The following is a 20323-nucleotide window of genomic DNA, read 5'->3' as shown; positions in this document are numbered from 1 at the left end:
CGGCGCGAAGCGCCGAGACGGTTGAGGGGTGTTGGCCGGAGCGCTGTTGGTGCCAAGCTGGAACACCCCTCATCCGTCGCCTTTGGCGACACCTTCTCCCACAAGGGGAGAAGGGAAGGACGGCTCAGCTCACGCATTCCAAAGCCCCTTCTTTTTCATCTCCTCCATCTCCCGTGCAGCCCGTTCGCGCAGCCGCGCGTCGCGCAGCAGTTTTTCCACCGCTGAGTCGTCGGACTTGTCGGAGTAGCGGAACTCAGAGTCGGCGTAGCGGTTGATCTCCTGCATGACCATGTCCATCGAGAACGGCCCGCGCAGTTCCTCGATCATCGCTTTCTTCTCGTCGTAGCCCTTGTGCATGAAGACTTCCGGCTTCTCGAACCAGTCGTCGGGCAGCTCGATGTCCATGGCGCGCATCTTGATGGCGTCGGTGACGTTCTTGATGGCGCGGCCGGTGAAGCGCGGCTCGGCATCCTTGATCAGGTGCAGATAGGTGCCGATGTCGGCCATCGATTTCGGCGCGCCGTTCTCTTTCATGTAGCGCTCGTAGACCTTCATCAGCCCGTCTTCCCTCGGCTTCTCATGCTCCTCATAGGCTTCGGTCACGGCGCGCTGGACCTCCTGCGCGGCGTAGAGCTTGTGGTCGCCGAGCGGTATCTTGTGGTTCTTGCCGGCAAGCAGCACGAAGATGTCGATGTAGTCGTCGCGGCTCTGCGGCCCGTCGACCAGCCAGCGCGCGCCGGCGCGCTGGCGCAGCGCATCGTCGACGTTCTCGGGATAGTTGGAAAACATGCCGAACGAGCAATTGCCGCGCACCACGGTGGCGGCGCCCGCGAAGGCATCCATCAAGACGCCGGTGATCTCCTGCTGGCCGGCCGAGGCGCGGTCGTCGGAGCGGCGCGCCGCCACCTGGTCGATGTCGTCGATGGTGCCGAAGCCGATGACGCGCGGGTTCAAGACATTGTTGATGAACTGACGGCAGTTCTGGCCGGACTTGCCCTGATAGGACGAGATCTGGTCGACGCCGAAATTCTCATAGGAGAAGGGATAGCCGGCGACCTGGCAATAGCCGTTGACGAGGCCGGCGATCATCTGGATCAGCGTCGTCTTGCCGGTGCCGGGCGCGCCGTCGCCGATGAAGGTGAACAGGAAGCCGCCGAGCTCGACGAACGGGTTCATCTCGCGCTCGAAGTCGTAGGCCATCAGCATCTTGGCGAGCTTGACCGACTGGTATTTGGCGATGTGATTGCCGACGACCTCCTCCGGCTTCTTGAAGGTCATCACCAGCGGCTTGGAGCGCTTGCCCGGGGCAACGTCAAAGCCATCGAGGGTGAAGTCATCGACATCGATGCGGATATGGGCGTCCTCGAACGGGCCGATGCCGTCGAAGCGACCCTTGCGGGCCAAAAGCCCATCGATGGCGACGCGGGAAAAGGCCCGCGCCCTGGTCATCAAGTCGGCATCATCGGACGAGCCTGAGATCGCCTTGTCGAGCCCGGCCAGGATCGACTTCACCGCATCTTGCGGCGTGTCGAACAGGAAATCCGGCTCGGGGATATCGTTGGGTGCCTCGCCGTCGCTGTCGATCAACTGCAACAGATAGGAGGCGAGGCTGAAGGCGGAGACGTAGGCCGAGGCCGACAGAAGCTTCTTGAAGGTGGACGCCTCGTCGCCCTCGAGCGGGGCGCGGGTGTTCCTGGCTTGCAGGCTTTCGAGGTCCGAGCCTTCAGCAAAAACGTCCGATATTGCGAGCGCGATCGCCGTGCCGCGCCGGGCGCGAAACAGAAGCGTGTGCTGCGGGATGGTCAGCAACTGATCGTCGGGATGGACGGCGCCGACGGTCTTCGACAGCTCGACCTCGCGTGTGCGGCGCACCGAGCCGACCGAGACGGTCGAGACGAAGCGGCGATTGGTGCCGGCAAGTGCCGTGCCGGACTCGCGTGACGGATCCTCCAGCACGACAATACGGGTGATGAAGCTCTGCGCGGTGGCGCGGTGCTTCTCGATCGCAGCTTCCGGGATGGTGGTCAGGCCGGTATCCATGAAGGGTGCTCCGTGGTGTGACGGTCAGACATCTGAGATGACCTGCCCGTTGGACAGGATGTGAACCTTGTAGCCGGCAAAAATCTTCTGCGCCTCGCCGACGGCGTAGAGTGCCTGGTAAGCTTCGTGCGGGATCAGCGCGTGGTTTTCGTAGCTCGACACACCCTGGCGCGCGGCTTCCAGATCGTCGGTGTTGATGAAGAATTCCTGCGTCGTCTTCTCGCTTGAAAACAGCCCCTTGCGACCGGGCTTCTCGGCTTTGGAATAGACCTCCTGGATGGTCCAGGTCAGCAGCCAGGCGTTTTCCGGCTTGCGCACCTTGGCGAGCACCTCGGTCACCGTCGAATTGTTGTCGGTAATGCCGGCCGAATAGAATGGACCGAGCACGACGCGGCGCAGCTGCTTGGGGTGCAGCGGCTCGAAATCCTTGTCGAGGTTGACCGCGATGGTCGCTGGCGACAGCGTATAGGCCGAATTCTTCTCGGTGAAATCGTCGAAACGATGGGCGAGCTCGGGATTGAGCAGGCCATCGACCGGCAGAGGGATGTCGATCGTCTCGTTCAGCTTGCCGTTTCTGTCGACAAGCTGTCGGACCATGTCTTCGGAAGAATCCTCGACCGTCACCATGTAGACCAGCGGCAGGTTGGCGCTGCCGTCGAACGTCGCCCAGTGGACGAGATAGTAGGGACGCCCCGTCTTCGGGTTGACCGAGACCTTGGCCGTTTGCGCCAGTGTGAACGAGCCGAACGTGTTTTCGCTTTTCACGTCCTCAAGGTAAAGCCGTTCGGCCATCGACTTCTGCAACGCCTCGGGGAACTCCTTGTGGCGCAGGATGAAGTCGGCCATCTCCTCGCGCAACTCGCCGGCCAGCGGAATGTTGGCGAGCCGTGTGTCCGCCTGGCGGCGGTCATTTTCCAGTTCGAGCAGGTTCTGGAACACCGGAAATCCGCTCTCGGCGCGCGAAATGCGGAAAGTGTCCATGAAGCCCAGCCGATTGCGCCAGCAGGAAAAAGACTTGTCGAGCCGGGCGATGTATTCGGCGACGATCTTGGCGACGATGCCATGCCGGTAGAGCGGCGAGCGATCGTCGCGCATGAACACTTCAAGGCCGCTGAGCGCGGCCGTGATGGCAGAGAAATACCGTGCCGCCGCTTCGTTTTCGGGGGTCATGCCTGTACGCTCGCGGGCAGTTCTGCCACTCCTAGGACTGCACGTAATTTGCCGAATTGTGCTTCTTCAACACTTCGTCGAAGCGGCGGGCAAAAGCATCGTCGGCCAGCTTCTTGCGGCGCTGGATGTCGGCAGTGGCGACCATGTTCTTCTCGTGCATCTCAAGCAGGTCGCCGATGTGCTTTTGCGAAGCAGCACCGATGCCGGCCATGGTTTCCTCGGCGGTGTTGTCGACCTGGCTGCCCAGCGTGTTGATCTTGTGCGCGACGTCCTGCTGGGCGGCGGTCTTCAGCGAATCTTCGAGCGCCTTGTAGAGGACGATACGTTGCTCGGTATCGATGGTCAGCTTGTTGATCAGCGTCGACTGCGCGGCGATCTGGTTGTTGAGCGAATCGACAAAGGTCTGGAACATCGAGGTGTAGCGCTCGAGCGTCTGGCTCTCGGCCAGCAGTTCCTGTTCCTTGGCTTGCTTTTCATTGTATTCCGTCGCCAGCTTGGAGCGCTCGCCTTCGAGCTGCGTGCGCTCCTTCTGGCTGGTCGAGGCGGCGATCTTGTTTTCGATGTCGAGCAGCATCGGATTGAGTTCCTCGATGCGCTTTTGCACAGCTTCGAGGTTGGTCATGGTGGTCTTGCGCCGCTCGATGACCTGCGACAGGCTGGACTCGGAAGTCTTGTAGCGCTGGTCGAGGACCCCTTTCTGGGCCTTCAGGATGCCGACGATGGTGTCGGACTTGACCAGCAGTTCCTGCAGATTGCCCGCCAGCGACATGTTGCGGACGCGGTCGGTACGCATGCGCTGCTTGCTCTGGCTGGAAAAGACGCCGATGAATTTTTCCCAGCCGGTGTAGTTCTTCATGCTCTCGAACTCGGCGCCAAAGACGTTGGTGGCGTCCTCCAGCCCGATGATCAGGTCGGCGATGTTGCCTTCCATGACCTTCTGCTGCTTCAGCACATCCTCGATGCGGGCGTTCTCGATGTCGAAATTCGCGTCGCCGATCTTCTTGTCGGCGGTCGCGAGCGTATCAAGCACGGTGCCGGACTGCTCGATCTTGCTGCGCATGTCCTGCACGACCTGCTTGGTCTTGGCAATTTCGGCATCGAAATTCTGCAATGTCGCCATTGGGGCCTCCCGCTTCGGCATCACGTCGCTGGTCGCGAACAGCGGCGAATATATGTGGGGCATCCTGGGATTGAAAGACGCAAGACAAGACCCGCCCCGAAAACAAAATATTCGGTCACGGTCTTGAAAGGCAATGGAAGCGAGGTCACGGCGTGACTAGCCTGCCGGTCAGTCATAGTTCAACTGCCATTGAACTTCTATTCCGCAAAACGACGGCGCACGGGATGCCTTTGTAGTTGGCAAATCAATACAGCGATAGCGGCGGCGACATGCGAAGCGAACGCCGGCGTCACCGAGACGCGCGTGCAGCGGGTCAGGGCTTAGGATCGGCCTTCAGATAGGCGATGACGTTGGCGATGTCGTCGTCGTTGGTCAGGCCGGCAAACGCCATTTTGTTACCGGGCACCTTGAGCCGGGGTGCTTTGAGATATTCGGCAAGGTTGGCTTCGTCCCAGACCAGGCCGGCGCCACCGGCACTCTTCATCGCCTCGGAGTAATGACCAAGAAAGCTCTCGGCACTACCGGCTGCGCGGCCGACGACGCCCATCAAATGCGGACCGACCTTGTCGCGGTCGGTGGCTGCTTCATGACAGGCGATGCACCGGTTGAAGACCTTCTTGCCAAGGGTCGGGTCACCGCCCGCATGAGCGGCAAGCGAGGTGGCAAGGAGAAGAATGCTGGCGAACGAAGCGGCGCGAAACATGGCTGTCTCCGGAGAGCTCTGGCTGGCGGCGTTATAGGACCGAGGCCTTAACAAACGCTGCATCATGGCGCGATTGCGGAAGATGCCGATCGGGTTGCATCGGGGCCTGGGCAAGGTCGCCGGGCGATCAGCCCTTAATAAAGCCGATGAAGTCGTCGGGCGCGGCGCGGCCCATCTCTTCCTCCCAGTGGCGACGGCAGAGCGAGACATAGACGTCCTTGCCGATCGCCACCTGCTCGCCCTGACGCGCCACCTTGCCGTCAGGTCCGAGGCGCACCACCATCGTCGCCTTGCGGCCGCAGCGGCAGATGGTGCGCACTTCGCGCAAATCGTCGGCGATGGCCAGCAGCGCGCGAGAACCGGAGAACAGATTGCCCTGGAAATCGGTGCGCAAGCCGTAACACATGACCGGAATGTTCAGCCGGTCGGCGATGCGGGCGAGCTGCCAGACCTGCTCCTCTTCGAGAAACTGTGCCTCGTCGACGAAGACGCAATGCACCGATGTATGCGCGTGGTGATCGGCGACGCGGGCGAACAGATCGTCACCGTCGCGGAACATGTCGGCTTCCGTCTCCAGGCCGATGCGCGACGAGATCAGGCCGGTATCGCCCTTGCGGTAATGGCCGGCGACGAACAGCATCGTGCCCATGCCGCGCTCGCGATAATTGTACGACGCCTGCAACAGCATCGTGGTCTTGCCGGCGTTCATCGTTGCATAGTGGAAGTAGAGCTTAGCCATGCCGCCCTTTTTACGGTCTGTTGATATTCAGGTGATGCCGGCCTGCAAATGGCGGTTCCTGCGCTTCCGGTGCTCACGTAGCCAAAAGTACGCTCCGCTCCGGTTCTCGGAGTCCACCATTTTCGTCTCGGCCTGACCTGAATCTAAACAGACCTTATGCCGACTTGGCCTGATACGGGGAGGGGCCACGGCAGGCTTTCCCCGAAAAAGCCGTCTCGCCCCTGAAAAAACTGTCTGGCCCTGAAAAACTGTCTGGCAAGACAAAAGCGTCAGCCGTGTCGCTGATTGGCCAGTCTGCGCCGTTGATCGTGATTGCCTTAGTGCTTGAAACCGCACCAGAATGGTGTTTGGCTGACGAAACAAGGCGGGCAGAGAAACCGTAGCTATGCTTCGCCAAAGAATCACAATGGGAGACTACCTATGTCGCGTATGAACTCTTTCGTCGCCGGCCTCGGCCTGGCGGCTTTTTTGTCCACGAGCGCTGCCTTCGCCGGTGATCCGGCGAGCTGCAAGGCGGTGCGTCTTTCCGATGTCGGGTGGACCGACATCCAGGCGACGACCGGCATCGCTTCCGTACTGCTGACCGCACTCGGCTACGAGCCGCAGGTGATCCAGCTATCGGTTCCGGTGACCTATGCGTCGCTGAAAAACAAGGACCTCGACGTCTTCCTCGGCAACTGGATGCCGTCGATGACCAACGACATCAAGGACTACACCGCCGACGGCTCCGTCGAGACCATCAGCGAAAACCTCAGCGGCGCCGGCTATGGCATCGTCGTGCCGACCTATGTGGCGGACGCCGGCGTCAAGACGCTGACCGACCTCGGCAAGTTCAAGGACAAGTTCAACGGCAAGATCTACGGCATCGAGGCCGGCAACGATGGCAACCGCATCATCCTCGACATGATCAAGAACCCGAAGGACAATCTCGAAGGCTTCGAACTGGTCGAATCCTCGGAAGCCGGCATGCTGACGCAGGCCGAGCAGTCGATGAAGAGCAATGAGTGGATCGCGTTCCTCGGCTGGACGCCGCATCCGGTGATGGGCGCCATGAAGATCACCTATCTCGATGGCATGGGCGACAGCGGCTTCGGCGCCGCCACCGTGCATACCAATGTGCGCAAGGGCTATACCACCGAGTGCCCGAATGCCGGCAAGTTCATCGCCAACCTGAAGTTCAACCTCGATATGGAAGGCGAGATGATGGACGCGATCCTCAAGGGCGGCGACGCCAACACGGCCGCGACCGACTGGTTGAAGAAGCATCCGGACGCGGTCGCTCCGTGGATCGCCGGCGTGACCACCTTCGATGGCGGCGACGCGGCTGCGGCGGTAAAGACCGCACTCGGGAGCTGAGCCGATTTTGAATCCGACATGACCCGAGCGAGGGCAGCCATATAGAAAGGGCTGCCCTTTTTCATATCCTGTGACAAGATGACTGTCCGGCAAGGACGGCGACTGCCAAAGAGGGGCTAGATGGATCCGATTTCAAAATTCTTTGTCGGTTACAAGATTCCAATCGGTGAGTGGGGCAAAGCGTTCTTCACCTTCCTCACCGACAATTTCAACACCTTCTTCCGTGGCCTCTCGGGCGGCCTGAATTTCCTGCTCGACGGCGTGGTCGATATGCTGCTGCATATACCGCCCGTCCTTCTCATCGCCCTGATTGCGCTGCTTGCCTATTATCTGCAGCGATCGAGAGGCCTGGCTGTGGCGGTCTTTTTCGGATTGCTGTTCATCCTCAACCAGAACCTCTGGAAGCAGACTGTGGAGACGCTGGTGCTGGTGGTTGCCGCCGCCGCCGCGTCGATGGCCATCGGTGTGCCACTCGGTATCTGGGCGGCTCACAAGCCGAAGGTCTACCGCATCATGCTGCCGGTGCTCGACCTGATGCAGACGTTGCCGACCTTCGTCTACCTGATCCCAGTGCTGACGCTGTTCGGCCTTGGCAACGCGCCCGGCCTCATCGTCACCATCATCTTCGTCATCCCGACATCGGTTCGTCTCACGCATCTGGGCGTCGTCTCGGTGCCGAAGTCGATCATCGAGGCAGGCGAGGCATTCGGCGCCACTAAGAGCCAGTTGCTCTGGAAGGTGGAACTGCCCTCGGCCCTGCCGACCATCATGGCCGGTCTTACCCAGTCGATCATGCTGTCGCTGTCGATGGTGGTGTTCGCGGCTCTCATCGGTGCCGGCGGCCTCGGCACCGAGATCAACCGGGCGCTCGGTTCGCGCAAGATCGACCTCGGCCTTGAAGCCGGCCTGGCCATCGTCGTGCTGGCCATCGTGCTCGACCGCATGACGCGCATCGGCGTTGGAGGCAAGAAATGACCGTCGCCGTTGATTTCAGGAACGTCGATATCGTCTTCGGCGCCGACCAGGCCGGATCTTTGGCGATGATCGACGCCGGCGCCAGCCGAGCCGATATCCTCGAAAAGACCGGTAATGTGCTTGGCTGCGCCGGCGCCAGCCTGACCGTGAACGAGGGCGAGATCTCGGTGCTGATGGGCCTGTCCGGTTCGGGCAAGTCGACATTGCTGCGGGCGGTCAATCGACTCAACGTGGTGTCGCGCGGCCAGGTCCTGGTCAAGGATGGCGACAAGACCGTCGATGTCGTCACTTGCGATGAGGCGACCTTGCGGCGCCTGCGCCAGAAGCAGGTGGCAATGGTGTTCCAGCAGTTCGGCCTGCTGCCGTGGCGCACGGTGGAGGAGAATGTCGGCCTGGGCCTCGAACTCGCTGGCGTGCCGGAGCTAGAGCGCAAGGAACGCGTGCAACGCCAGCTCAAGCTGGTCAATCTCGACCAGTGGTCGAAGAAATACGCGCATGAGCTTTCGGGCGGCATGCAACAGCGCGTCGGCCTGGCCCGTGCGTTCGCAACCGAGGCGCCGATCCTTCTGATGGACGAGCCGTTCTCGGCGCTCGACCCGCTGATCCGCACCAAGCTGCAGGACGAGTTGCTGCAATTGCAGGCCGAGTTGAAGAAGACCATCATCTTCGTCAGCCACGACCTCGAGGAAGCGCTGAAGATCGGCAGCCACATCACCATCATGGAAGGCGGACGCATCGTGCAGACCGGCGCGCCGGAAGACATCGTGCTGCGGCCCGCCAACGACTATGTCCGCGACTTCATCGCCAATGTGAACCCGTTGTCGGTGCTGACCGCCTGGAACGTGATGCGCGACCGCCGCGATCTGGAACACGGCGACAATGGCTGGGTCTGGCTCGATCGGCGCAAGACGACGCGCTTCAAGATCGACGATCACGGGCTGGTGGCGGCGGCCGAACGCGACGGCAAGCCGGCGGTGTGGGTTTCGTGCGCGGATGTCGAGACCCAGTCAGAGGAAGCAGCGCAAGTGTTCTGGGCCAATCCCGGCACCTCGCTGAAAACCGTGATGCTGGCCATGCACCGCTCGCAGACAGCCCCCGTGGCGCTGTTCGACGACCAGTCGCGCTTTGTCGGCGCCATCGGCATCCGCGATGTGTTGAGCGCGGTGCTGCGGCGGTAAAGTTCGTCGGATACCAAAGTCGACGAGGCGCTGCGATTGAGCGCGCGCCTCGTTCTAAGCCGCCAGCGGCAGGCGCAGTTGCGTCAGCAGGCCACCGCCCGGGTTGTTGGACAGGCTGACCTCACCGCCGGCGGCGCGCGCGATGTTGCGGGCAATGGTCAGGCCGAGCCCGAGACCGCCGGTCTGGCGGTTGCGGGATTGTTCGAGGCGCACGAAAGAGCCGAACACGGCGTCGATCTGCGCCTGAGGTATGCCCGGTCCCTCATCGCGGATGGTGAGCAGGATCGTGTTGTCCGACCGGCCGAGGCTGAGGTGCGCCTTCTTGCCGTAGGTGACCGCGTTCTGCAGCAGATTGGTGACGCAGCGCTTGAGCGCGACCGGCCGGGCCATGCAGATGAGCCCGCGTGAGCGGGTATCATCTTCGAACGACACGTCCGGATAGGCGTCGGCGATCGACTCCACGAGCGACCAGAAGTCGATGCGCTCGTTCTTCTCCTCGGTCACCTCGAAGGTGGCGAAGTCGATCACCGAGCTGGCAATGCTCTCGACGTCGGCGAGATCATGCGCCAGCGCTTCGCGAACCGCCGATTTGCGCAATAGCTCCAGGCGCAGGCGCATTCTGGTCATCGGCGTGCGTAGATCATGCGCAAGTGCCGCCGCCAGATGTTCGCGATCCTCGACATATTCGCGCAGCCGGGCCTGCATGGCGTTGATCGCCTTGGCGGCGGCACGGACCTCGCGGCTGCCCCCTTCAGCGATCGGCGGGCTCTTCAGATCCTTGCCGATCCGGTTCACGGCGGTTTCCATCATCCGGTAGGGCGCTGTCAGCCGGCGCAACGACCAGATCGACATGATCACCACCAGTCCGGCGATCAGCGAATAGAGCGGCAGACTGTCGAAGCTCAGGATCGGGCCGACGGGCGTGATCGGCTCGGTGAAGTTCAGCCAATGGCCGTCGGCGAAACGCAGCGACGCCGTCAGCTTCTCGCTCTGGGCAAAGTTGGCGGCCAGCACCAGAAGGTCGCGTTCGACCTGGCCGATATCGGGCCCCGGCGCCGTGCCGTCGGCGTCGTCGGCCTCGCGCGTGGCCGGGTCGCGCCGCACGCGCGCATCGGTGATGCCGAACTTCGACAGTCGGCCGACAAGGATGTCTTCGAGTTCCGCCAGTTCGTCGTCGCTTGCGATCGACGAGGTGACCGCCGGCGTGTCCGAGATAGTGAGCGCGTAAGTGGAATTGAACAGGCCTGTCGCCGTCGCCCGGCGTTGCTCCGGCGTGGCGTCATGCATCAGCTGCACCAGGGAAAAGGCGCGGTCGTTGAGACGGTAGAGGTCGACGATGCCGTTGGCGACGGCGCGGTCGCGCGACACGATATAGAGGGTAGCGACCTGACTGATCAGCAGGCCGGCAATGACGATCAGCAGCACCCAGACAGGCAAGGTCTGCGGCAGGAAACGTTTCATTCGGAGGTCGTCTCAGGCAGAAACTGGTAGCCGCCGCTGCGCACCGTCAGGATGAACTGGGGCGTTTTCGGGTCGTCTTCCATCTTACGCCGCAACCGGCTGACCAGGATGTCGATGCTGCGGTCGAAGGAGTAGTCGCTATCGCCGCCGGACAGTTCGATGAGCTGGTCACGGGTCAGCACGCGCTGCGCACTCTTGACGAAGGTCTGCAGCAGGTTGAATTCGGCCATGGTCAGTTCGACCCTGACATCGTCGGGCGCGATCAGCCGGCGCCGCGAGCAATCCATCGTCCAGCCGGCGAAGCGGTAGATCTGCCTGGTGGTGGCGCGCTTGGCCTCGGCGCCGCCATTGCGGCGCAGCACGGCGCGGATGCGCGCCAAAAGCTCGCGCGGATCGAAGGGTTTGGGCACGTAGTCGTCGGCGCCCATTTCCAGGCCGACGACGCGATCGGTGGTCTCGGTGACCGCGGTCAGCATGATGATCGGCGTCGAATACTGGGCGCGCAGGTCGCGGCACAGCTCCAGCCCGCTCTTGCCCGGCAGCATCACGTCGAGGACGATGAGATCGACTTGCGCGCGGCGCAGGATGGCCTCCATCTCGACACCGTCGGCGGCAACCGAGGTGTGCAGGCCCCGCTTCTGGAAGAATTCCTGCAGCAGGTCGCGAATGCCCTTGTCGTCGTCGACGATCAGTATGTGCGCGTCGGATTTCACTTGAGCCCTGTCGTTGTTGATTGCCAAGCCGTTCTGTCGCCACCCACACGATAGAATTCAGGCCATATGTTGGCCAGTGGTGATGATGGGTTCACACCGGCTTTCTCAGACACAATCCAGAAACAAAATTCTACAGTTCAGAAAAACTCCTGAAAAATTTCAAAGGCATAACTGATCTCGTGGCGGTCAGGTCATCGGCTGCGACGCTAGTCTCCGGGTTTACGGATAAACCAATGCCAAGGTTGTCGATCAGTTTGTTGGGTGCGTTGCTGGGCCTTGGCCTGGTCACCGCCGCTGCCGGACAATCGGACGCAAAGGCGCCGCTCACTCGGAGCGAACGGTGCGCCAATCTCAGCCACCAATTTGATGAAGCCCTCGAAACCCATGCCACGGCAACGCAGGTCACCGCGGCAAAGGCACTTCAGAGAAAGGGTAACCGGTACTGCGCCGCCAAGAAACAGGCACAGGGCATCCGGATGCTTGCCAACGCTTTGAAGTTGCTTGGAGTGACACCGAACGACCCGGTTCAGTGACATCAGAATTCGACCCGCATAAAAAGGAAACGAAGCCATGAAAAAGTCCCTCCTGTCCGCCCTCGGCCTCTCCGTCGCTCTCGCCTTCTCGATGCCGGTTCTCGGCAACGCAGCCGCCACTACGACCGCTGCGCCGGCTGCTGCCACCACGACCACCGCTCCGGCCGCTGCCGCGACGACCACCGCTCCTGCCGCCAAGGCTGCTCCGAAAAAGGTCGCCAAGAAGACTGTCTGCAAGGTGACCAAGACGCACAAGTGCCCGGTCAAGAAGGCGCCCTCGAAGGCGGCCCCGAAGGCTGCTCCGAAGAAGCCCTGATCAGCTTCGAGGTCAATTCCAGCAAGGCCGTTCCAGCCGTAAATCGGCTGGGACGGTCTTTTGCCAAGTGCATGGTCGATAAACTGAACGCGTATCTCGATCGCGCCTAACCCGTTTGCAACGCCAGTTGTGTAGGACAATCCGCATGAAGAAGCGGCTTTCGTCCATTCTGCGCTCGTTGGTGCTTGGTGGCCTGGTTGCCACCGGTATCTCCAGGGCACTTATCCTGTTCACCGCCAGCCCGGTGCCGGATCCGGCGAGCGGGCGCACCGAGCCTTCGCTTTTCGCGCCGGTTATTTCCACCAATTGGGACTACATCACGCCGGCACAGACCTGGTCGCTGATCGTGCTGACCGGCGCGACCCTGATCTGTGTCATTGCCTGGCCGATCGCAGCCTTCCTGGAACGTCGGGCGGATGCCGGGGGAAAACGCTTCCGGCCCGGCCGTTGAACGGCAACCGACAGTTTCCCACATAGGAATGGCCGCGCCCGCGGACACCGGTTGGCGCCGCGATCAAAATGGACTGCCGCTTTCCCCGGTGCCAGAATGGCGGCCACGTCGTTTACGCAAATTGTCGGTTCCAATGCCTGAAATCACCACAAAACCGCGCGTACAGGTCAAGCCGCAGATCGAACGGCCGAAGCTCTACAAGGTCATCCTCATCAATGACGATTTCACCCCGCGCGAATTCGTGGTGACGGTGCTGAAGGGGGAGTTCAAGCTCAGCGAAGACCAGGCGCACCGGGTGATGATCACCGCGCATCGGCGCGGCGTCTGCGTCGTCGCCGTCTTTACCAAGGATGTCGCCGAGACCAAGGCGATGCGGGCTACCGATGCCGGCAAGGCCAAGGGCTATCCGCTGATGTTCACGACCGAGCCGGAGGAGTAGGGCTGCTCGCTCTCTCCTTTCTCTCCCTGTGGGAGAAGGTGGCCGAGCGAAGCTCGGTCGGATGAGGGTGTTCCAGAAAGCACCAACGCCTTATTCCGGCCGGCACCCCTCAACCGTCTTGGCGCTACCGTCCCTCGCGATACCACATCGAACCCATCGCCAGAAGCAACAGGCCGAGGCCGAGGAAGCCACCGAAAAGCGGCACGCGCGAGACGGCCTTGAGCACGCTGTCGTCCGTGGTGCGCAGGCCGATCCAGTCGCTGCCGGACGCGGCGCCGGCCGAGCGCACCGGCACGATGGAGGGCAGCGTCACGTCGCTGCCAAGGGTCGAGGACGACGCCAGCCGGCGCACGCTGCCGCCGGTGGCTTCCGCCGGCGCCTTCAGCCGGTTTTCGGTGGAGATGACATCTGCGAATTCCGGTGCGTTGACCGGTCCGACATGGGCGAGCGCGGTCAGGTCGCCATTGGCAACCTGATAAAGGCCGATCTCGTTTGTCTCGACACTGCCAAGGAAAACGCCGGGCTCGGATTTCTCGAGCTTGACGGTCAAGGTCTTGCCGGAAGGGGTGATGATCTGGGCGGGGCCGGGATCGTCGGCCATCGTCTGGCGACGGATTTCCAGCACCATGCCGCGACCGTCGGCGGTCAGCCGCTCCTCCTCGAGTTCTGGCTCCTTCATCAGCCAGTGCGCGATGCGCCGATAGAGCTGGACATGCGGGCCGCCGCCTTCGAAGCCGCGCGCCCACAGCCAGCCCTGGTCGGACAGAAGCATGCCGACGCGGCCTTCGCCCTTGCGGTCGAGCAACAGCAGGGGCCGGTTGTCTGCGCCTTTCATCACCACCTCGCCTTCCGGGTTCTGCACGCCGATGGTGCGGAACCAGCGGCTCCAGTGCGGCGGCTCGGCGGCCGAGCCATCCAGGCCGCGCGTCACCGGATGGCGCTGGCCAAGATCGGTGAGGCGGGGATAGAAGGCCTTGTCGACAACCTCGCCCGTCGGCATCGCCGGCAGGGCCGACATCAGCGGCGTGCGCGCGATGGAGCTTTCACCGGCATATTCGGGGCCGGCCGCGATCAGCAGCGCGCCGCCCTTTTCGACATATTCGGAGATGTAGTCGTAATAGAGGATCGGCAGCACGTCGCGGTGCTGGTAGCGGTCGAATATGATAAGGTCGAAATCCTTGATCTTCTCGACGAACAGCTCGCGTGTCGGGAAGGCGATCAGCGACAATTCATTGATCGGCGTGCCGTCCTGCTTTTCCGGTGGCCGCAGAATGGTGAAATGCACGAGGTCGACAGAGGCGTCGGATTTCAACAGATTGCGCCAGGTGCGCTCGCCGGCATGCGGCTCGCCGGAGACCAGCAGCACACGCAGGTTCTCGCGGATGCCATCGATGAGCGCGATGGCGCGGTTGTTGGTGTCGGTCAGTTCGCCCGGTTCGCGGTCGATGGCGAGTTCGACGATGTTGCGGCCGGCAGCGGGAATGGTCACCTGCAGCGGCATCGCCTGGCCGACGGTGGCATGCTCGACCGTGACCTGCTCGCCATTGACAGAGACCCGCACGTCAACCGGACCGGTCTCGTTTTCGGTCGAGATGACGCGGTAGGTCATGTCGAGCGGCTTGCCGACGAGGCCGAAGCGCGGCGCATTCTCGAAGCGGATGCGGCGATCCTTTTCGTGGTCGTTGCCAGTGATCAGCGCATGCAGCGGGGCGTTGAAATCGGGGGCGCCCGGAGGCGCATCATGCACCTCGCCATCGGTGATCATGATGGCACCGCCGATGCGTAACGGCGGCACATCGCGGAAGGCGCCATCGAGCGCGCTGAACAGCCGTGTCTCGGTGCGCTCCTCGGCGGCCTCGGACTTGCCGGCCTCGACGACGCGCACGTCGAACTGCTTGAAGCGGCCAAGACGCTCCTGCAGCCCGGCCAGCGCCTCGTCGGTCTGTTTCGTGCGGTCGCCGATATCCTGGCTCTGGCTGCGGTCGACAACGAGGGCGACAATGCTTTTCAGGGGCTCGCGCTCCTCGTTGAGGAACACCGGGTTGAACAGGGCGGCGGCGAGCGCCATCAGAGCGATGAAACGAAAGACCGAGCCGCGCTGACGAAACCACAGGCCGACCAGCGCAAGCAGCGCCAGCGGCACCAGCGCCAAGAACAGCCAAAGCCAGGAGATCAGCGGTTCGAAGGAGATCGACCAGTTCATTCCTTACCCTCCCATTTGGGAGGGTCGATCCGCGGAGGTGCAACAAAAGACATCATCTTACTGCCCCAGCCGTTCGAGCAGTATCGGCACGTGGACCTGATCGGATTTGTAGTTGCCGGTCAGCATGTACATCATGATGTTGACGCCGGCGCGTAGCGCGTAGATGCGCTGCATCGGATCCGCCGGTACGGTCGGCAGCAGCGGGTCGCCATTCTCGTCGACCGCCCAGGCGCCCGCGAAGTCATTGGCGGTGATCATGATCGGGGAGACGCCGTCGCCCGTGCGCACCGGCCGGTTCTCGACATTGCTGGCGTCGAGCGAAGCCTCGACCCAGAGCGGGCTGCCACTGAAGCGGCCGGGAAATTCGGGCAGGATGAAGAAGGATTTGGTCAGCACGTGGTCGGATGGCACCGGCTCCAGCGGCGGCACGTTCAGATTGCCGAGGATGTCGCGCAGCCGCTCCGTCGCCGGGCTGGTCGAATCGGCGCCGATGCCGTTGGCGAACTGGTCGCGCGTATCGAACAGCACCGTGCCGCCCTGTTGCATATAGGCGTCGATGCGGGCGATCGCGGCCTGGTTCGGCATCGGTGCAGCTGGATCGATCGGCCAGTAGATCAGCGGATAGAACGACAGCTCGTCCTTGGAGATGTCGACGCCGGTCGGCGCGCCCGGTTCGAGAGCCGTCTTCTCGATCAGGAAGCGGGTCAGGCCTTCGAGCCCGGCGCGGCTGATCGAATCGTCGCCCGGCACCCCGGTCAGCACATAGGCGATGCGGGTCTTTGAAATCGCCTCTATTGCAACCTCGTCGCCCGCCTTGGCGTCATCGGCGCGAGCGAGGTCGGCATGGCCGAACAGCACACCAAGCGCAATCAGGATCGCAGAAGTGGTTGCCACGGCGCCTGAGCGGCGCGGTCGGCGGGTAAACAGGCCGCCTATCCAGAACACCGCCAGCGTGTCGAGCAGCATCAGCACCAGGGCAGCCGCGACCAGCGCGCCCTTCAAATTGCGCGATTCGTCGAAGGCATACTGGATCGATGTGACGGGAACCGTGATCTGCGGCCGCGCCAGCGGCGCAAACGTGCTGTCGGCTTGAAGCAGATTGTGGGCAAACACACCCGTCTCGGAACCATAGAGCCCGGGCGGGTTCTCGAACGTCACTGGCAACGCGCCTGCGCCCGGCACCAGCGGCCGTGCGTCAGGCGTCGGCGGCACCAGCGAGCCGTCGGCTGCAATCATTCGATAGGGCGCCAGCGAGGTGGCGGCGGCTTCGGCATTGGCGATCGCCGCGCCCTGGTTGCGCGACAGTTGCACGATGCGGCGCAGCATCTCGACGAAGCTGCCCGAGATCGGCAGGTTCGACCAGGTCGCCTCGGGCGTGACATGGAACAGCGCCAGCGTGCCCTTCCCCTTCTTCAGTCCGGTGACCAACGGCGTGCCGTCGGCAAGAGCCGCCCAGGTGCGCTCGACGATGTCGGGGGTTGGTTCTGCCAGCACCTGCCTGCTGACGGTGACCTCCGTCGGCGGCGCAAGATCGGCGAACGGGCCGGCCTTGGGGAATTCGGTGACCGGCTGCGGCGACGTCCACGACAGCGCGCCGCCGAGCGAACGTTCGCCGGTGCGCAGACGGACCGGCAGCAGGTCGTCGTCATTGCCGGCGGCGGCCAGCCGCGATCCGGCGAAACGCACCAGCGTGCCGCCATTGTCGACCCAGTCGACCAACCTCTGCCGGACTTGCGCGGGAATGGTGCCGATGTCGGCCATGACGATCATCGCCGGCTTCTGGTCGAGGATCTGCGGGATGGCATCGGCGAGATCGGCACTTGAGGGCTCGACCAGATCGGCGAAGGGCTGCAGCGCGCGCCTGATGTAATAGAGCGGCGACAAAAGCGGCTGCGCCTGGTCGGCCTCGGCCTGCGACAACAGCCCGACGCGCCGCCGCTTGGAGCTTTCGTCGAGGACGCGCACCGCGCCGGCCTGGCGCTCGCCGTCGAGCGCGACCGAGGCGAAGTCGTTGCGCAGTTCAAACGGCACCGCCATAATGCCAGTGGCAGTGGTTTCGCCAGGTGAAAAGGTCAGCGTCGCATCGGCGATGCGCCGGCCCTTGTCGTCGAAGGCACCGGCGGTGACCTGCGCCGGGGCAGGATCGCCCGGCGCGCGAATGGCGGTAAGCGCAAAGCCGTCAACCTGATTGTCGGCGGCGGTCAGGCCGGTCAGCGACAGCCTGTCGGCGGTTGCCCAAACAACACGGGCGGCATTCCTGGACAACAGCGTGTTGAAGGCGGCTTCGTCGCCTTTTGCCGCAAGTCCGTCGGCAAGCACGGCAACACTGGCGCCGGGCAAGCTTTCCAGCACGCCGGCGACGCGAGCATAGACGGCCGGCCGGTCGGTCGGAATCGGCCGCGGCTTGGCGGCGCGCAGCCGGTCGAGCGCGGCGGCGGCATCGAACGGGCCGATCTCGGCATTGGCTTTTTCGGCGGTGAAGGCGATGATGACGGGCACGCCGTTCGAGCCAGCATCGTTGATCAGCCGCTCGGCGGTGGCGACGCGCTTGCCCCAGTCGGCGGCACTTGCCCAGTCATTGTCGATAACCAGGGCCAGGGCAGCACCCTCGGCCGGCAGTTTCTCGCGCGGGTTGAAGACCGGGTCGGCCAATGCGGCGACGATGAGCGCCGCCATCAGCAGTCTCAGCAGCGTCAGCCACCACGGGCTCTGTTGCGGCGTCTCCTCGCGCTTCAGGACGCGCGCCAGGATCCTCAGCGGCGGGAAGATCTCGGTTTGCGGTTTGGGCGGTGTCAGCCGCAACAGCCACCAGATCACCGGCAGTGCCAGCAGACCCCACAGCACCATGGGGGCGCCAAAGGAGAGCGGCAGCCAGCTCATGCGCTGACCCTTCCGGCAGCGGCGCCATCGGCGGTCATCGCCATGTGCAGGCGCACCAGCGCGTCGGAAGCCAGCCGATCGGTGTGGTTGACGGTGAAGCTCCAGCCGAGGCGCTTGCACCAGACAGCCAATTCGTGGCGGCGGGCGGTGTAGAGCAGGCGATACTCATCGCCCAGCATTTCGGCGCGCCCGGCGGTCAGCTTGTCGCCGGTCTCGGGGTCCGTGAATTCGGTGCGGCCGGCATAGGGGAAGGTTTCCTCGGCCGGGTCGGCAACCTCGATCAGGTGGGCGCGCACGCCGTGGCGAGCCAGAACGTCGAGCCAGGCCATCGTCTCCTCGACGGGATCGAGGAAATCGCTGACAATGACGATGTCGCAGAAGCGGCGGATGTCGGAAAGATCGGGTTTTGCCGGCAAATCGCCGGCATGCATGAGCTGGGCGGCGATGCGCTCGGCGCCGTTGCGGGCGGTGAACGGATCGGTGAGACCGGGCCAGGCAATACGCTCACCGCTGCGCGACAACAGCTCGGCCATGGCCAGCGCCAGCACCAGCGCACGCGATTGCTTGGAGACGCTGGCGGCGGTCGATTTGTAGAGCATCGACGGCGAAGGATCCGCCCATAGCCAGACCGTGTGGGCGGCTTCCCATTCGCGGTCGCGCACATAGGTGTGGTCGTCTCGCGCAGAGCGGCGCCAGTCGATCCGCGAGGAATCGCCTTCGACATAAGGCCGGAACTGCCAGAAATTCTCGCCGATGCCGCGCTTGCGGCGGCCGTGCCAGCCGGCGATCACGGTGTTGACGATGCGCCGCGCCTCGACCAGCAGGTCGGGCACAAGAGAGGCCCGCAACCGGCCACGGGCGAGCGCGTCGCGCGTCGCTGCCGGAGCCTGGACCTCGCCGATATGCGCCATCAGATACCTTTGGCCAGTTTCGCCACAACGTCGCGCACGCTGGTGCCTTCGGCGCGAGCGGCGAAGGTCAGCGCCATGCGATGCTGCAGCACCGGCTCGGCGAGCGCGCGGACATCGTCGGTCGACGGCGCCAGCCGTCCATCGTAAAGTGCGCGCGCCCTGGTGCACAGCATCAGCGCCTGGCTGGCGCGTGGGCCGGGGCCCCAGGCGACGTGCTTGTCGGTCTCGGCATTGCCCTGGCCCGGACGCGCTGAGCGCACCAGCGTAAGGATCGCCTCGACGACGCTTTCGGGTACCGGCATGCGGCGGATGAGTGTCTGGATTTCCTTCAGCCGCGCCGGCTGCAGAACGTTCTGGGCTTTCGCGTCCTCGACGCCGGTCGTTTCCAGCAGAATGCGGCGCTCGGCCTCGATTTCGGGATAGAGGATGTCGACCTGCATCAGGAAGCGGTCGAGCTGGGCCTCGGGCAGCGGATAGGTGCCTTCCTGCTCCAGCGGGTTCTGCGTCGCCAGCACGTGGAAGGGCGCCGGCAGGTCGTAGCGGGCGCCGGCAATGGTGACGTGGTACTCCTGCATCGCCTGCAGCAGCGCAGACTGGGTGCGCGGCGAAGCGCGGTTGATCTCGTCGGCCATCAGCAGCTGGGCGAAGATCGGGCCGGAAATGAAGCGGAAGGAGCGCTTGCCGGCCTCGTCCTGCTCCATCACCTCGGAGCCAAGGATATCGGACGGCATCAGGTCGGGGGTGAACTGGATGCGGCGCGAATTGAGGCCGAGCACGATGCCAAGTGTTTCGACCAGCTTGGTCTTGGCGAGGCCCGGCACGCCGACCAGCAGCGCATGGCCGCCGGCGAGCAGCGCCACCAGCGTGCGCTCGACGACGCTCTCCTGGCCGAAGATGACCCGGCCGACCCCGTCGCGGATCCTGGAGATGTCGGCCAGCGCTTTCTCGGCCTCGGCGATCATGTCCGTTTCGCTGATCGGGCTTTCCTTGACCATTACGCTCATGCCGCATCGATCCTTGTGATTGGAAATGCCTGCCTGCAGCATACCATGACTGCCGCGATTCGGCCTCGCCTAGCGTCTGCATTAGAATTTAAATCACAGACTTAGGCTGACAAGCGGAACAACAGTGACTA

Annotated in this window: 18 protein-coding genes; 7 read left to right on the top strand and 11 right to left on the bottom strand. The window is 63.4% G+C overall.

Going from position 1 to position 20323, the window contains the following annotated elements; all coding sequences use genetic code 11:
- Positions 1–129: 129 nt before the first annotated feature.
- From NKJ90_RS22420 to NKJ90_RS22400, 5 genes are all read right to left on the bottom strand, one after another.
- The gene (locus NKJ90_RS22420; protein ID WP_352486787.1) at positions 130–2040 is read right to left on the bottom strand and encodes an AAA family ATPase; all 1911 of its coding nucleotides are present in this window, start codon (positions 2038–2040) and stop codon (positions 130–132) included.
- Between the two features lie 24 nt (positions 2041–2064).
- Positions 2065–3210 carry a hypothetical protein gene (locus NKJ90_RS22415; protein WP_023760686.1) on the bottom strand — a complete coding sequence of 382 codons (1146 nt, stop codon included), beginning with the start codon at positions 3208–3210 and terminating at the stop codon, positions 2065–2067.
- Positions 3211–3241: 31 nt separating this feature from the next.
- Positions 3242–4330, bottom strand: coding sequence for a hypothetical protein (locus tag NKJ90_RS22410; RefSeq protein ID WP_352486786.1), 1089 nt, complete (start codon positions 4328–4330; stop codon positions 3242–3244).
- A 313-nt stretch (positions 4331–4643) separates the two neighbouring features.
- Positions 4644–5033 (bottom strand): c-type cytochrome, encoded by a 390-nt coding sequence (locus NKJ90_RS22405; protein ID WP_023760688.1) that lies wholly within the window; start codon positions 5031–5033, stop codon positions 4644–4646.
- 127 nt (positions 5034–5160) lie between these two features.
- Positions 5161–5772 carry a thymidine kinase gene (locus tag NKJ90_RS22400; RefSeq protein WP_023760689.1) on the bottom strand — a complete coding sequence of 204 codons (612 nt, stop codon included), beginning with the start codon at positions 5770–5772 and terminating at the stop codon, positions 5161–5163.
- 420 nt (positions 5773–6192) lie between these two features.
- On the opposite strand from NKJ90_RS22400, the gene NKJ90_RS22395 reads away from it, so the two are divergent.
- From NKJ90_RS22395 to choV, 3 genes are all read left to right on the top strand, one after another.
- Positions 6193–7128 (top strand): choline ABC transporter substrate-binding protein, encoded by a 936-nt coding sequence (locus tag NKJ90_RS22395; RefSeq protein WP_023760690.1) that lies wholly within the window; start codon positions 6193–6195, stop codon positions 7126–7128.
- Between the two features lie 120 nt (positions 7129–7248).
- A complete protein-coding gene (gene choW, locus NKJ90_RS22390) occupies positions 7249–8103 on the top strand; it encodes a choline ABC transporter permease subunit (RefSeq protein WP_023760691.1) in 855 nt (284 codons plus the stop codon).
- The gene (gene choV / locus NKJ90_RS22385) at positions 8100–9281 is read left to right on the top strand and encodes a choline ABC transporter ATP-binding protein (protein WP_023760692.1); all 1182 of its coding nucleotides are present in this window, start codon (positions 8100–8102) and stop codon (positions 9279–9281) included. The genes choW and choV overlap by 4 nt, the downstream gene beginning before the upstream one ends.
- Positions 9282–9335: 54 nt before the next feature.
- Here the strand turns inward: choV and NKJ90_RS22380 are convergent, their stop codons facing one another.
- Positions 9336–10742, bottom strand: coding sequence for an ATP-binding protein (locus NKJ90_RS22380; protein ID WP_023760693.1), 1407 nt, complete (start codon positions 10740–10742; stop codon positions 9336–9338).
- Positions 10739–11455 (bottom strand): response regulator, encoded by a 717-nt coding sequence (locus tag NKJ90_RS22375; protein ID WP_023760694.1) that lies wholly within the window; start codon positions 11453–11455, stop codon positions 10739–10741. The genes NKJ90_RS22380 and NKJ90_RS22375 overlap by 4 nt, the downstream gene beginning before the upstream one ends.
- Before the next feature lie 233 nt (positions 11456–11688).
- Here NKJ90_RS22375 and NKJ90_RS22370 point away from each other — a divergent pair, with 233 nt between their 5' ends.
- The 4 genes from NKJ90_RS22370 to clpS all read left to right on the top strand — a co-directional run bounded on the left by NKJ90_RS22370 (position 11689) and on the right by clpS (position 13194).
- Positions 11689–11988: a hypothetical protein gene (locus NKJ90_RS22370; RefSeq protein ID WP_023760695.1), complete on the top strand. Its 300-nt coding sequence runs from the start codon at positions 11689–11691 to the stop codon at positions 11986–11988.
- Positions 11989–12025: 37 nt separating this feature from the next.
- Positions 12026–12304 carry a hypothetical protein gene (locus NKJ90_RS22365; protein ID WP_023760696.1) on the top strand — a complete coding sequence of 93 codons (279 nt, stop codon included), beginning with the start codon at positions 12026–12028 and terminating at the stop codon, positions 12302–12304.
- A 145-nt stretch (positions 12305–12449) separates the two neighbouring features.
- Positions 12450–12755, top strand: coding sequence for a hypothetical protein (locus NKJ90_RS22360; protein WP_023760697.1), 306 nt, complete (start codon positions 12450–12452; stop codon positions 12753–12755).
- 133 nt (positions 12756–12888) lie between these two features.
- On the top strand, positions 12889–13194 hold the full coding sequence (clpS, locus tag NKJ90_RS22355; protein ID WP_023760698.1) for an ATP-dependent Clp protease adapter ClpS: 306 nt from the start codon (positions 12889–12891) through the stop codon (positions 13192–13194).
- Between the two features lie 124 nt (positions 13195–13318).
- Here the strand turns inward: clpS and NKJ90_RS22350 are convergent, their stop codons facing one another.
- The 4 genes from NKJ90_RS22350 to NKJ90_RS22335 are packed head-to-tail and all read right to left on the bottom strand — an operon-like array spanning position 13319 to position 20192.
- Entirely contained in the window at positions 13319–15397 is a 2079-nt protein-coding gene (locus NKJ90_RS22350) for a membrane protein (RefSeq protein WP_023760699.1), read from the bottom strand.
- Positions 15398–15454: 57 nt separating this feature from the next.
- Complete coding sequence (locus NKJ90_RS22345) at positions 15455–18277, bottom strand: DUF4159 domain-containing protein (protein WP_023760700.1); 2823 nt, start codon at positions 18275–18277, stop codon at positions 15455–15457.
- Entirely contained in the window at positions 18274–19188 is a 915-nt protein-coding gene (locus NKJ90_RS22340; RefSeq protein ID WP_023760701.1) for a DUF58 domain-containing protein, read from the bottom strand. Before NKJ90_RS22340 ends, NKJ90_RS22345 begins: the two co-directional genes overlap by 4 nt.
- Positions 19188–20192 carry an AAA family ATPase gene (locus NKJ90_RS22335; protein ID WP_023760702.1) on the bottom strand — a complete coding sequence of 335 codons (1005 nt, stop codon included), beginning with the start codon at positions 20190–20192 and terminating at the stop codon, positions 19188–19190. The genes NKJ90_RS22340 and NKJ90_RS22335 overlap by 1 nt, the downstream gene beginning before the upstream one ends.
- Between the last annotated feature and the right edge of the window lie 131 nt (positions 20193–20323).

Origin of the sequence: Mesorhizobium sp. M0051 (assembly GCF_040323235.1) — a bacterium.
Classification (GTDB): domain Bacteria; phylum Pseudomonadota; class Alphaproteobacteria; order Rhizobiales; family Rhizobiaceae; genus Mesorhizobium.
Note: the sequence above shows the minus strand (reverse complement) of the source record. Positions and strands in the feature narration are given on the sequence as shown.

Bases quoted from the DNA above. Each gene is read 5' to 3' on its own strand.
- NKJ90_RS22420 (WP_352486787.1), bottom strand. From the start codon at position 2,040: ATGGATACCGGCCTGACCACCATCCCGGAAGCTGCGATCGAGAAGCAC.
- NKJ90_RS22415 (WP_023760686.1), bottom strand. From the start codon at position 3,210: ATGACCCCCGAAAACGAAGCGGCGGCACGGTATTTCTCTGCCATCACG.
- NKJ90_RS22410 (WP_352486786.1), bottom strand. From the start codon at position 4,330: ATGGCGACATTGCAGAATTTCGATGCCGAAATTGCCAAGACCAAGCAG.
- NKJ90_RS22405 (WP_023760688.1), bottom strand. From the start codon at position 5,033: ATGTTTCGCGCCGCTTCGTTCGCCAGCATTCTTCTCCTTGCCACCTCG.
- NKJ90_RS22400 (WP_023760689.1), bottom strand. From the start codon at position 5,772: ATGGCTAAGCTCTACTTCCACTATGCAACGATGAACGCCGGCAAGACC.
- NKJ90_RS22395 (WP_023760690.1), top strand. From the start codon at position 6,193: ATGTCGCGTATGAACTCTTTCGTCGCCGGCCTCGGCCTGGCGGCTTTT.
- choW (WP_023760691.1), top strand. From the start codon at position 7,249: ATGGATCCGATTTCAAAATTCTTTGTCGGTTACAAGATTCCAATCGGT.
- choV (WP_023760692.1), top strand. From the start codon at position 8,100: ATGACCGTCGCCGTTGATTTCAGGAACGTCGATATCGTCTTCGGCGCC.
- NKJ90_RS22380 (WP_023760693.1), bottom strand. From the start codon at position 10,742: ATGAAACGTTTCCTGCCGCAGACCTTGCCTGTCTGGGTGCTGCTGATC.
- NKJ90_RS22370 (WP_023760695.1), top strand. From the start codon at position 11,689: ATGCCAAGGTTGTCGATCAGTTTGTTGGGTGCGTTGCTGGGCCTTGGC.
- NKJ90_RS22365 (WP_023760696.1), top strand. From the start codon at position 12,026: ATGAAAAAGTCCCTCCTGTCCGCCCTCGGCCTCTCCGTCGCTCTCGCC.
- NKJ90_RS22360 (WP_023760697.1), top strand. From the start codon at position 12,450: ATGAAGAAGCGGCTTTCGTCCATTCTGCGCTCGTTGGTGCTTGGTGGC.
- clpS (WP_023760698.1), top strand. From the start codon at position 12,889: ATGCCTGAAATCACCACAAAACCGCGCGTACAGGTCAAGCCGCAGATC.
- NKJ90_RS22350 (WP_023760699.1), bottom strand. From the start codon at position 15,397: ATGAACTGGTCGATCTCCTTCGAACCGCTGATCTCCTGGCTTTGGCTG.
- NKJ90_RS22345 (WP_023760700.1), bottom strand. From the start codon at position 18,277: ATGAGCTGGCTGCCGCTCTCCTTTGGCGCCCCCATGGTGCTGTGGGGT.
- NKJ90_RS22340 (WP_023760701.1), bottom strand. From the start codon at position 19,188: ATGGCGCATATCGGCGAGGTCCAGGCTCCGGCAGCGACGCGCGACGCG.
- NKJ90_RS22335 (WP_023760702.1), bottom strand. From the start codon at position 20,192: ATGAGCGTAATGGTCAAGGAAAGCCCGATCAGCGAAACGGACATGATC.